This is a genomic window from Streptacidiphilus cavernicola (assembly GCF_042510955.1).
Classification (GTDB): domain Bacteria; phylum Actinomycetota; class Actinomycetes; order Streptomycetales; family Streptomycetaceae; genus Streptacidiphilus; species Streptacidiphilus cavernicola.
The window spans coordinates 55,025-67,358 of the sequence record NZ_JBHFAB010000001.1 but is presented as its reverse complement, the minus strand read 5'-3'; the positions used below and the strand labels follow the sequence as shown (position 1 = coordinate 67,358).

At 73.3% G+C, this 12,334-nt stretch carries 9 protein-coding genes; 7 read left to right on the top strand and 2 right to left on the bottom strand.

Annotated features, from left to right (window positions below; all coding sequences use genetic code 11):
- Positions 1-159 precede the first annotated feature (159 nt).
- Positions 160-2,166, top strand: coding sequence for an APC family permease (locus tag ACEZDE_RS00295; protein WP_380531140.1), 2,007 nt, complete (start codon positions 160-162; stop codon positions 2,164-2,166).
- A complete protein-coding gene (locus ACEZDE_RS00290; protein ID WP_380530212.1) occupies positions 2,163-2,789 on the top strand; it encodes a hypothetical protein in 627 nt (208 codons plus the stop codon). The genes ACEZDE_RS00295 and ACEZDE_RS00290 overlap by 4 nt, the downstream gene beginning before the upstream one ends.
- Positions 2,790-2,867: 78 nt before the next feature.
- Here the strand turns inward: ACEZDE_RS00290 and ACEZDE_RS00285 are convergent, their stop codons facing one another.
- Positions 2,868-4,496: an MFS transporter gene (locus tag ACEZDE_RS00285; protein ID WP_380530209.1), complete on the bottom strand. Its 1,629-nt coding sequence runs from the start codon at positions 4,494-4,496 to the stop codon at positions 2,868-2,870.
- 80 nt (positions 4,497-4,576) lie between these two features.
- Between ACEZDE_RS00285 and ACEZDE_RS00280 the strand changes: the two genes are divergently transcribed.
- The 5 genes from ACEZDE_RS00280 to ACEZDE_RS00260 all read left to right on the top strand — a co-directional run bounded on the left by ACEZDE_RS00280 (position 4,577) and on the right by ACEZDE_RS00260 (position 10,399).
- Positions 4,577-5,146 carry a helix-turn-helix domain-containing protein gene (locus ACEZDE_RS00280; RefSeq protein WP_380530207.1) on the top strand — a complete coding sequence of 190 codons (570 nt, stop codon included), beginning with the start codon at positions 4,577-4,579 and terminating at the stop codon, positions 5,144-5,146.
- A gap of 204 nt (positions 5,147-5,350) precedes the next feature.
- Positions 5,351-6,337, top strand: a complete 987-nt coding sequence (locus ACEZDE_RS00275; RefSeq protein WP_380530204.1) for a class I SAM-dependent methyltransferase — start codon at positions 5,351-5,353, stop codon at positions 6,335-6,337.
- A 164-nt stretch (positions 6,338-6,501) separates the two neighbouring features.
- Entirely contained in the window at positions 6,502-6,849 is a 348-nt protein-coding gene (locus ACEZDE_RS00270) for an ArsR/SmtB family transcription factor (protein ID WP_380530201.1), read from the top strand.
- Positions 6,833-9,793: an HAD-IC family P-type ATPase gene (locus tag ACEZDE_RS00265; protein WP_380530199.1), complete on the top strand. Its 2,961-nt coding sequence runs from the start codon at positions 6,833-6,835 to the stop codon at positions 9,791-9,793. The genes ACEZDE_RS00270 and ACEZDE_RS00265 overlap by 17 nt, the downstream gene beginning before the upstream one ends.
- Before the next feature lie 27 nt (positions 9,794-9,820).
- Entirely contained in the window at positions 9,821-10,399 is a 579-nt protein-coding gene (locus ACEZDE_RS00260) for a TerD family protein (RefSeq protein WP_380530196.1), read from the top strand.
- Between the two features lie 140 nt (positions 10,400-10,539).
- Here the strand turns inward: ACEZDE_RS00260 and ACEZDE_RS00255 are convergent, their stop codons facing one another.
- Positions 10,540-12,216, bottom strand: coding sequence for an LCP family protein (locus tag ACEZDE_RS00255; protein ID WP_380530193.1), 1,677 nt, complete (start codon positions 12,214-12,216; stop codon positions 10,540-10,542).
- Between the last annotated feature and the right edge of the window lie 118 nt (positions 12,217-12,334).

Below are 12,334 nucleotides of genomic sequence, written 5' to 3'. Positions count from 1 at the left end.
CTGCCAGGAGACCGCGCAGGGCGCCCCCGGGGCGTCGCGCCTGCGAAGACACTTCCGCTACTCCCGCCGTGGTACCCGGGTGAAAGGGCCGCGCCGTCCTACGCTCGCCGTGTGCCCAACCTCCCCCAGGCGCTGAAGCGCCTCGTGATCGGCCAGGCCATGCGCAGCGAGGAACTGGGGGAGACCCTGCTGCCCAAGCGGCTGGCCCTGCCGATCTTCGCCTCGGACCCGCTGTCCTCGGTGGCCTACGCCACCGAGGAGATCCTGCTGGTCCTGACGGTCGGGGGGACCGCGTTCCTGTACCTGACGCCGTGGATCGCGGCCGGGGTGGTGGCGCTGATGGCGGTGGTGGTGATGTCGTACCGCCAGGTGGTGCACGCCTACCCCAGCGGCGGCGGCTCCTACGAGGTGGTGACCAGCAACCTGGGGGCGAGCGCGGGCCTGGTGGTGGCCGCCTCGCTGCTGGTGGACTACGTGATGACGGTCGCGGTCTCGGTGGCCTCGGGCGTGGACAACATCATCTCGGCGTTCCCCGGCATCGCCGACTACCGGGTGCCGATGGCGGTGCTCTTCGTGGCCCTGCTCAGCGCGATGAACCTGCGCGGCGTCCGCGAGGCGGGGCGCGCCTTCGCGGCGCCGACCTACCTCTTCATCGCCGGGATCCTGCTGATGGTGGTGACCGGGCTGGTCAAGGTGATGCTCGGTCACACCCCGGTGGCCGCGAGCGCCCAGTACCCGATCGTCCCGATCGACCACAAGGACACCCTGGCCGGGCTGGGCCTGCTGATGCTGTGTCTGCGCGCCTTCGCCTCCGGCTGCACCGCGCTCACCGGGGTCGAGTCGATCTCCAACGGGGTGCCGGCCTTCCGCAGGCCCAAGTCGAAGAACGCCGCCGACACCATGGCGGTGATGGGCCTGACCGCGGTGGTGATGTTCGTCGGCATCACCACGCTGGCGCTGATCACCAAGGTGCACAAGACTGAGGACACCTGCCAGTTGCTGAACTACCCGGGCGACTGCCACAGCGTCTCCCAGCCCACGGTGATCGCCCAGCTGGCGTCCTCGGTCTTCGGCGGCGACAGCGTGCTGTTCTACTTCATCCAGGCGGTCACCGCGCTGGTGCTGATCCTGGCCGCCAACACCGCCTTCAACGGGTTCCCGCTGCTGTCCTCGATCCTGGCCCAGCACCGCTACCTGCCCCGCCAGTTGCACACCCGCGGCGACCGGCTGGCCTTCTCCAACGGCATCATCGCGCTGGCCCTGGTCAACATCGCGCTGCTGGTGGCCTACCGGGCCAATGTCACCAACCTGATCCACCTCTACATCCTGGGCGTGTTCACCTCGTTCACGCTGTCCCAGATCGGCATGGTCCGGCACTGGAACCGGCTGCTGACCACCGAGACCGACCCGGGGGTGCGCGGCGCGGCCAGGCGCTCACGGGTGATCAACGGCTTCGGCGCGCTGGTCACCGCGCTGGTCCTGGTGATCGTGATGATCACCAAGTTCACCGAGGGCGCCTGGCTGGCGGTGGTGGCCGCGCTGCTGCTGTACGGGATGATGCGCGGCATCCGCCGCCACTACGACGCGGTCGCCGACGAACTCGCGGTCGAGGAGCCGCCGGAGGAGCCGGTGCGGCCCTCGCGGGTGCACGGGATGGTGCTGGTCTCCACGCTCCACAAGCCGACGCTGCGGGCGCTCGGCTATGCGCAGGCGTTCCGCCCCGACACCCTGGAGGCGGTCACCGTCGCGGTCGAGAAGGCGGCCACCGAGGAGCTGGAGGCGCGCTGGGACGCGTTCGGACTCCAGGTGCCGCTGAAGGTGCTGGACTCCCCCTACCGGGAGATCACCAAGCCGGTGGTGGAGTACGTGCGCTCGATCCGGCGCGGCAGCCCGCGGGACGCGGTGGCGGTGTTCATCCCCGAGTACGTGGTCGGCCACTGGTGGGAGCAGTTCCTGCACAACCAGTCCGCGCTGTGGCTGAAGAGCCGGCTGCTGTTCACCCCCGGGGTGATGGTGATCAGTGTGCCCTGGCAGCTCAGCTCCTCCTCCCGGGCCGACCACCCCACCCGCAGGGCCCCGGGCTCGGTCCGCCGCGGCGAACCGACCGGGACCGCTGTTCGCGTGGCGTCGTCATCCGGGGGCGGGCGGGCAGAGAATCGGACATGAGAATCTATGCGCAGACCCCGGCCCGCCGGACCCGCCAACTCGTGGCCGACCTGCTCGCGTTGGCCGTCATCGTCGGTGCGGCCTGGTTCGCCCGGCTGGTGCACCGCACCATCATGCTGCTGGTCGGCCCCGGCCAGGCCGCGCAGAGCGCGGGGAACCAGCTGGCCAACGGGCTCAACGACGCGGGCAACGCGGCGTCCAAAGTGCCGCTGGTGGGCGGCACCCTGAAGAAGCCGCTGCTCGACGCCGCCCAGGCCGGCACCAGCCTGGCCCAGGCCGGACAGGCCGAACAGCACTCGGTCAGCCGACTGGCCTTCATGATCGCGTTTGTGCTGGTTGCGGTGCCGGTGGCGGCGGTGCTGCTGGTCTGGCTGCCGCCCCGGATCCGCTGGCTGCGCTCCAGCTCCCAGGCCCAGCGGCTGCTGGCCGCGCCCGGCGGCGCCGACCTGTTCGCCCTGCGCGCGCTGACCGGCCCGCTGCGGGACCTGGCCGGGCTGCGCGACGGAGACGCCGACCTGGTCGGCGCCTGGCGCCGGGGCGACCAGGCGGTGATCGACGACCTGGCCCGGGTCGGGTTGCGGCAGGTCGGTCTGCGACCGCCCCGGGGCGGGGCGGTCGCCTGAGGCCGCGGGGCGGTTGGCCCGGTGGGCGGTTTGGCCGCGGGGCGGTCGGCTCCGGGGAGGTCGGTCCCGGCGGGCGGGTCAGCTTCCGACGGTGGAGCCGACGGCGGTGGCCGGTTCGGCTTGGACCGCCGTCCCGCTGACGGAGCGTCGGGGGCCTCGGGCGAGGAGATAGAGGAACAGGACGGCCATCACCGCGACCCCCGCCCACATCGCCTGCTGCCAGCCGTCGACGAAGGAGGCCCGGGCGGCTCGGATCAGCTCCTGGGCGTGGGCGCCGGCCCCGCCCGCCGAGGCGATGGCGTTGGCGACGCCCTCGCGGGCGGTCGCGGCGGTGCCCGGGGGGACGCCGTCCAACCGGGAGGCGATCGCGCCGCGGTAGCCCGCGGACAGCAGCGCCCCGAGCAGGGCGACCCCGAGCGCGGTGCCGAACTCCCTGGTGACGTCGTTGAGAGCGGACGCGACGCCCTGCCGCTCGCGGGGGAGCGCGCCGGTGACGGCCTCGGTGGACGGGGTCATGGTCAGGCCCATGCCGACGCCCATGGCGAGCATCCCGGGCAGGATCGCCAGGTAGCCGCCGTCCACCGAGACGCGGACCGCCATCAGGGCCAGGCCCGCGCCGCCGAGCAGCACCCCGGTCGCCATGGTCGCGCGGGCGCCGATCCGTTCGGCCAGCCGCGGGGCGAGACCGGAGGCCAGCATCATCAGCACGGCCATCGGCATCAGCGCTGCCGTGGACAGCAGCCCGGACCAGCCGAGCACGGCCTGGAAGAACGGGAAGAGGACGACGAAGATGCCCGCCTGCACCCCGAAGACCGTCAGCAGCGCCAGGGACCCGCTCGCCAGACCGCGCTCCCGGAACAGCCGGACCTCCAGCAGCGGTGCCCGGTGCCGCAGCTCCCACAGTACGAAGCCGACCGCGGCCGCCGCGCCGACCAGCAGGCTCAGCAGGCCGACCGGCGCGGTCCAGCCTCGCGCGGGCCCTTCCTGGAGGAAGTAGATCAACCCGACCACTGCCACCACGGAGGTCAACGAGCCTACGGTGTCGAAGGAGTGACGCTCCGTCCGGCGCGAGTTCGGGACCGAGCGCAGCGCCAGCGCGAGCGCGGCCAGGACCAGGACCACGGGGAGCGCGAACAGCCAGCGCCAGCTGGCAGCGTCCACCAGCGTGGCGGACAGGAACATGCCCAGGACGCCGCCGCCTCCGGCGACGCCGGTCCACACGCCGACGGCTCGGCCGCGTTCCTCCTCCGGGAAGGTCGAGGTGATCACGGCGAGGGTGACCGGCATGATCATCGCCGCGCCCACGCCGCTGAAGAACCGTGCCGCCAGCATGACCTCGGCCGAGGTGGCGAGCCCCGCGGCCACGTTCGCGGCGCCGAACACGCCCAGCCCTGCCAGCAGCATCGGCTTGCGGCCCCAGCGGTCGCCGAGCGCGCCGAGCGGCAGCAGCAGGGCGGCCAGGGTGACGGTGTAGCTGTTGATGATCCACAGGACGGTGCTCTGCGAGGCGCCGAGCGAGACGGCGAGGTCCGGTTGGGCGACGTTCAGTCCGGACACCGAGGCGACGACGGCCATCAGGGCGACGCAGACCGCGATCAGGATCAGGCGCCGCTGCCGCGCGTCGGGGAGGTCGGGCGCGTCCGGCGATACCGGCGCGTCCGGTGGTTCTGGCGCGTCCGGCGGTTCCGGGAGGCGGGTCGTGCTCATGGGGTCGGTCCTGTCTTTCGGGGCTGGGCGACACCGCCGACGCTACGCATGGCCTGCGCTGAACGCATAGTATGTTGCCTATGAAGCAAGAAGATGGCGAACTCGACAGCCTGGTGCGCAAGCGGATCCGTGCCCTGCGGGTGGCGCAGGGCTGGTCGCTCGACGATCTGGCCGCTCGGGCCCAGCTCAGCCAGTCCACGCTGAGCCGGATCGAGAACGGTCACCGCCGACTCGCACTGGACCAACTGGTGACGCTCGCCCGCGCCCTGGACACCTCCCTCGACCAACTGGTCGAGACGGCCGCGGACGACGTCGTCTCCAATCCGGCGCACGACGCCGCGCACGGGCTGATGCGCTGGCCGATCCGGGCGGACCCCGGGATGTCGGTGGTCCGCCAGCGCATGGTGAACCCGCCGCCGGACAGCCCGTCCCGGCTGCGCGCGCACCCGGGACGGGAGTGGCTGGTGGTCCTCTCCGGCCGGGCCGTGCTGCTGCTCGGCAACCGCCGCTTCACGCTGGAGGTCAACCAGGCCGCCGAGTTCCCCACGATGCTGCCGCACGCCATCGGGATGGACGGCGGGCCGTGCGAGATCCTGGGCATCTTCGACCGCGACGCCCGCCGCGGGCACCAGGCGGAGGAGGGGGGCTGACCGGGGGGTGCGCTGGGCGCTGACCTCTGGCCGCTGGTCTCGGGTGGCTGGGCGGGGTCGCGGGTGGCGGGTGGTTGGCCGCTGGTCTCGGTGGCGGGCCGCGGGTTGCGCTCGGTTGCGTCGGTGGCAGTCGGGGCGGTCAACGGTTTGCTGTATCGGCAAGCCACCGTGACCACGGCGCAAGATGCTCTTAGCGTGGGCAGCATGACGCACACAGCTCACGACCACTGCGCGAACCACGCCCACCAGCCCGGACACGGGCCCGACCACCAGCCCGGCGACGGCCACGGACATGATCACAGCCCCGGACATGACCACAGCCACGACCACGAGGCCGACGCCGCTGGCCAGGCGGAGATCCTCGACCTGGACGCCGAGGTGCTCGCCGAGCACATCGCCTCCATCACCGCCCAGCTGCCCGTCGAGTCCGCCCCCCGCCACATCGTGGACCTGGGCTGCGGCACCGGAGCCGGCACCTTCGCTCTGCTCGCCCGCTTCCCCGAGGCCGAGGTGACCGCGGTGGACTCCTCGACCGCCCATCTGCGCCGCCTGAGGGACAAGGCCGCGGCGGACGGTCTGGCCGGGCGGGTGCGCACAGTCGAGGCCGACCTCGACGCGGGCTGGCCCGACCTCGGCGCCCCCGACCTGGTGTGGGCCTCGGCCTCGATGCACCACATGGCCGACCCGGACCGCACCCTGCGCCGGGTCCACGACCTGCTCGCGCCCGGCGGGCTGTTCGCCGTGGTCGAGCTGGCCGGCTTCCCGCGGTTCCTGCCCGACGACGCCCCGGCGGAGCGGCCCGGCCTGGAGGAGCGCTGCCACGCCGCGAGCAACCGCTACCACGCCGAGCACGTCCCGCACCGCGGCGCCGACTGGGGACCCAAGCTGACCGCGGCCGGGTTCACGGTCGAGAGCGAGCGCACCATCACCGTGGACATCAAGGGCTCCAGCTCCGAGGGCGGCTCCGAGGGCTCGCGCTCCGAGGCGATCGGCCGCTACGCGCTCAACAGCCTGCAGCGGATGCGCGGCACCGCCGCCGAGACGCTCCCGCCCGAGGACCTCGCCGCGCTCGACCGGCTGCTCGACACCGACAGCCCGGACAGCATCCTGCGCCGGGACGACCTGGTGGTCCGCACCGAGCGCACGGTCTGGGCCGCACGCCGACCGCACACGTCCGGGGTGAGTAAGTAATCACCCACCGCGGCCCCGAGGAAGGCCGGAGGTAGTGAGTAATCACCCACCGCGGCCGGACGGGTTCGCCCGGGGTCGTAGTCTGGTGCGCGGCGACATCGCGTCGCAGACGTCGCAGTCGCGGACGTCACATACGTCGCAGACCAGCGCGCAGGGAGGCACAGGTGGCCCAGAGCTCCGGGGACACGGAGGAACCAGGGCCCGACGTGCTCGTACAGGCAGCGGCCACTTTCGGGCTGCTGGCCTCCCCGGTGCGGCTGCACATGGTGTGGATCCTGGCCTCGGGCGAGTGTGACGTGGGCGGCCTCGCCGAGCGGGTGGGCGCGTCCATGCCCGCGGTGAGCCAGCACCTGGCGAAGCTCAAGCTGGCCGGGCTGGTGCGGTCGCGCCGTGAGGGGCGCCGTCAGGTCTATCTGATCGACGATCCGGTGCTGGTGACCGTGGTGCGGCTGATGGTGGGTCACCCCACGGAGGCGGGGGAACGGGGAATCGTACGTGGCCGGGCTGTCTGAGGTCCGCTCAGGCCGCACCGGCAGCACGGCGGAGCGGGGCAGCATGGCGGAGCGGGCCGACGCCTTCGCCGACCCCTTCGGCGATGCCGGGAAAACCGGGGACGCCGCCCCTCCCGCGTGCCCCGAGCCGCTGTCGCTCGCCGCCTCGGTCGGGCTGACGGACCTCCAACTGCTGCGCAGGCTCGGCACCGGGCTGCGCGGACTGGACGAGCACGAGGCCGGGCGTCGGCTGGAGGCGTACGGCGAGAACACCGTCCAGGCCAAGGCGTGCCCGCCCTGGCCGCGGCTGCGGCGGGCGCTGTGCGACCCGTTCAGCGTGATCCTCTACTTCCTGGCCGGGGTGTGCGCGCTCAGCGGCGCCCACAGCACCGCCGTCGTGCTGCTTGTGCTGAGCTGCGCCAGCAGCCTGGTGCGCTTCAGTGGCGAGCGGAAGGCCGACCGGGAGGCCGCGGTCCTGCGCGAGATCAGGGACGCGACCGCCACCGTGCTGCGCCGCTCCGGCTCCCGGAGCAAGCCGCTGGCCCGGGAGGTCCCGCTGGGCGAGTTGGTGCCCGGGGACCTTGTGCGGCTGAGCGTGGGCGACCTGGTGCCCGCCGACCTGCGGCTGCTCAGAGCGGAGGGGCTGACGATCCGACAGGCCCTGCTCAGCGGCGAGTCGGAGCCGGTGGACCGGCACGCCGAACCGGACCGACCCCGCCCCCGGCCCCGGCCAGGGACCGCTTCGCTCCGGTCACTGCTGGACCGGCCGGACGTGGGCCTGCTCGGCAGCAGCGTGGCTACCGGCTCCGCCACCGCGGTCGTGGTGGCGACCGGGCCCCGCACCTGCTTCGAGACCACCCGGGAACCGGGGACCGGGGCGCGGCGCGACTCCTCGTTCGAGCGCGCCGCCCGCTCGGTGTCCTGGCTGCTGGGCTGGATCATGGTGGCCTCGCTGCTGCTGGTGCTCGCGGTGGGCACGGTCTTCGGCAGCCACCACTGGGCGCTGCTGCCGTTCGCGGTCGCCGTCGCGGTGGGACTGACCCCGGAGATGCTGCCGCTGGTGGTCAGCGGCGCCCTGGCGTTCGGGGCCGGGACGCTGCGCCGTCACGGCGTCGTGATCAGACGGCTGCCCGCGGTGCACGACCTGGGCGGGGTCGACGTCCTGTGCGTGGACAAGACCGGCACCCTCACCCGTGAGCGGCTGGGCGTCGCGGTCGCGGTCGACCCGGCCGGACGCACCGGGCCCGCCGGGGACGCTGCGCTGCGCTGGGCCGCCCTCAACAGCCGGATCATCGCCGAACTCGGCGATCCGCCGCTGCTGGACAGCCTGGACGAGGCCCTGCTGGACGCAGACCTGGACCCGCACGTGGACCCGCACGTGGACCTGGACGCAGACCCGGACCCGGACGGTGATCCGTACGCCGACCCGGTCGGGGATCCGGTCGGGGTGGAGGTGCTGCCGTTCGACCCGGTCCGGCGGCTCGCCACGGTGGTGGTGCGTCGGCCCGGCGTGCTCGGCGGAGTGGACACCCTGGTGGTCAAGGGCGCGGTGGAAGCCGTCCTGGATCGCTGCACCCGGCTGAGCGCCACGGACGGCGACCCGGCCGGCCGGCCCGCCACCGGCGTCACGGGCCGCACCACCGCTACAGGCGCCACCACCGCTACAGGCGCCACCACCGCTCCAGGCGCCACGGACGCCACCGGCCCCACCACCGCTGTCATGGACGACGCGTGCCGGGCGCGGGCCCACGACCTCGCCGCCGACCTCGCCGCCCGGGGCCTGCGGGTCATCGCGGTCGCCACCACCGACCGCCCGCGCCGCCACGGCGGCTACCGGGTCGCCGACGAGCACGGGCTGACCCTGGTCGGCTTCGTCGGTCTGCGGGACGAGCCCGAGCCCAGCGCGCTGCCCGCACTGGCCGAGCTGACCGCGCAGGGGATCGCGGTGAAGGTGGTCACCGGCGACCACCCGGACACCGCCGCGCTGGCCTGCCGGGAAGCGGGCATCGAGCCCGGCGCGGTCGTCCTGGCCCCGGACACCGACGCGCTCGACGACGCGGAGCTGGCGCCGCTGGTGGAGCGCGGCACGGTCTTCGCCCGCGCCACCCCCGCGCACAAGGCCCGGATCGTCCTCGCGCTGCGCGGCGCCGGGCACACCGTCGGCTTCCTGGGCGACGGCGTCAACGACCTGCCCGCGCTGGAGGCGGCCGACGCCGGGGTCTGCCCCCGGTCCGCGGCCGACGGGCCCCGGGACAGCGCCGACATCCTGCTCAGCACCACCGACCTGGCCGCGATCAGCCGCAATCTGCGCGCGGCCCGGCAGTCGCTCGCCAACATCGGCAACTACCTGCGGATCACCCTGGCCTCCAACCTCGGCAATGTGCTGGCGATGCTGGCCGCCGGGGCGTTCCTGCCCTTCCTGCCGATGCTGCCGGCCCAGGTGCTGGTCCAGAACCTCTGCTTCGACGCCTCCCAGCTCGCGCTGGCGTTCGATCGTCCGCTACGGCCGGACGCGGGCCGTCCGAGCCGGTTGGACTACCGCGCGCTGGCCCGCTTCGCCGTGGTGTTCGGGCTGGTCAACGCGGTCGCCGACGTGGCCACCTTCGTGGTGCTGATGCGGCTGACGCACGGTCAGAGCCCGCTGCGCGCACAGCAGGTGTTCCATGCCGGCTGGTTCACCGAGAACCTGGTCACCCAGGCGCTGACGGTCCACATCCTGCGCAGCCCCGGCCGCGGCCCGCGGATCCCCGCGCCGTGGCCGCTGCGGGCCTCCAACCTGGGCCTGGCCGCCGCCGGCCTGCTGCTGCCGTTCACCCCGCTGGGCGCGCTGCTGGGCTTCGCGGTGCCGCCGACGGCCTACTTCCCGCTGCTGGCCGTGATCCTGGCCGGTTACGTGCTGGCCCTGCTGCTCACCCGGGCCGTGGTCGCGGAACCACCCGGACAGTCACTTCGTTTGCGCAAGTGACACAGAATCGACAGCAGGAGGCACGGCATGGGAGTCAGTCTGTCCAAGGGCGGCAACGTCTCGCTGAGCAAGGAGGCCCCAGGCCTGACCTCGGTGATCGTCGGGCTCGGCTGGGACGTGCGCACCAGCACCGGTTCCGACTACGACCTGGACGCCTCGGCGATCCTGTGCGACGCGACCGGGCGGGTCCTGTCGGACGGCCACTTCGTCTTCTTCAACAACCTGAGCAGCCCCGAGGGATCGGTCAAGCACAGCGGCGACAACCTGACCGGCGGCGGGGACGGTGACGACGAGCAGATCGTGATCACCCTCGGGGTGGTCCCGCCGCAGTGCGCGAAGATCGTCTTCCCGGTGTCCATCTACGACGCCGAGAACCGCCAGCAGAACTTCGGCCAGGTCCGCAACGCCTTCATCCGGGTGGTCAACCAGTCCGACGGCCGGGAGATCGCCCGCTACGACCTGACCGAGGACGCCTCCACCGAGACCGCCATGGTCTTCGGTGAGGTCTACCGCAACGGCGCGGAGTGGAAGTTCCGCGCGATCGGCCAGGGCTACGCCTCGGGCCTGCGCGGCATCGCGCAGGACTTCGGCGTCAACGTCGGCTGAGCGGGAGCAGCGGGAGCGGGAGCGGCGGCCCCGGCCGCGACGGCAGCCGTCGCGGCCGGGCGCCCAGCGGGCCGGGTGCTCGGAGGCCGGGCGCTCGGAGGCCGGACGCTCAGGAGCCGGGCGCTCAGAGGGCCGGGCCCTCAAGGGGCCGAGTCCGGCTGGCCGTGGGCGGTCGCGTAGGCGTAGGCCTGGCCCGGGGTCATCGCGGTGCCGTTGATCTCCACGGTCTTGTACTGGCTGACCGGGGCGCAGACCGCCGCCTGGTCGGCGGTCTGGACGTGGGCGCCGGTCAGTGCGGTCCTCGCGTCCGACGAGGAGCCGGAGCCCCCGCCCGGATAGCTGCCTCCGCCGGGCCAGTCGGTGCCGATCACCAGGGTGATCCCGGCCTCGCCGCCCTGCCTGAGGTGGGACGCGGGCAGGCCCACCGCGCTCGCCACCGCCCTGGCCGCGACCGCGTCGCCGGGGCCGTAGCTGAGGGTGGTGCCGGCGGACCGGCTCGGGGCGTTGCCGGTGCTGTCGGTGCTCTGGCTGCCCAGGCCCCTGGCGACGAGGGCGGCGGCCACGGTCGAGGCGCGTCCGGTGATCCCGCTGCCGTTCCGCACCCGTACCGCGATCCTGGCGAGGTCCGCCGAACTGCCGGTGGCCGGAGCGCTGGTGGCGCCGGTCGCGCCGGTCGCGGCGGTGGTGCTCGCGGAGACCGGCCCGCCGTCCGCGGTGGTCAGCGGCCGGTCGTTGCGCACCGAGTCGAACAGCCCCTGCGCGGACGGGGCGATGACCAGCCGGTTGCTGTTGTCGGGGTCGACCTCGGTCTGCATGGTGGTGAAGGTGATCCGCTTCGGCTCCACCTTGCTGACGTCGGTGGCCAGCCCGATCAGCTTGGCGACGCTGCCCAGGCCGGTGTCCACGGTCATCGCCTTGGTGGCGGCGTCGGCCAGCGAGTAGAGCGCGGCCGGGTCGGTGAGCGTGCCCGCGCTCTTGAGCTTCCGGATCAGCGCGCTGAGGTAGAGGTGCTGGGCGTAGGTGCGGCCGAGGTCGCCGCCGTCCCCGAAGCCGTGCCGGGAGCGGAGGAACTCCAGCGCCGCAGCCCCCTTGAGGACGTGGCTGCCCCTGGCGAGCTTGAGGTGCGAGTAGGTGTCGTAGACGTTGTCGCTCACACACACCGGGACGCCGCCCACCGCGTCCGACATCGTCACCACGCCGGAGAAGTCGAGCTCCACGAAGTGGTCGATGGGGATGCCGGTCAGCTGGTGCACCGTGGCGACCTGGCACGCCGGGCCGTACAGCAGCGCGCTGTTGACCATCCCGTAGTAGCCGGGGGTCGAGCCGCCGCCGTTGCTGTCTCCGCAGGCCGGGACCTGGGTCATGGTGTCGCGCGGAATGCTGACCACGGTCGCGTTGGAGCGGTCCGCGGAGATGTGGACGACCATCTCGACGTCGGCGTTGGCCCCCGGCTGCGAGCTCGCCGAGCCGCAGCCGCCGCCGAGCTTGCAGTCGGCGGCGTTGGCCCGTCCGTCGGAGCCGATCACCAGCAGGTCGATCGGGGTCCGGCCGAAGGCGTCCGCCTTCTCCGAGCCCCCGACGCCGTCGGACAGCGAGGCGGTGTGCAGGTTCCCGCTCAGATGGCGGTACAGCAGCACCCCGGCCCCCGCGGTGACCAGGACCAGCGCGGACACCGCGAGGGCCAGCACCCGGGCGATCCGCTTCGGCCGTGACAACGGCCGGGCCCGCCGCGGCTTCCGGCTCCGCGCCCCCGCGGCCTGCTGCCGCCCGGCCCGACTGCGCCGGGGCAGCCCCGGGCGTCCCTCGCGTGCGGTCATGGCTGAACTGCCTCGTCTCTACCGGCCGCCAACGGTTACTCAGTTGCGCAATATAGCAACTAATGCCCAGGTGTCGGCGTAGGCGTGGGCGCGTTCATGAGGCGTGCGCGCCGTGGGG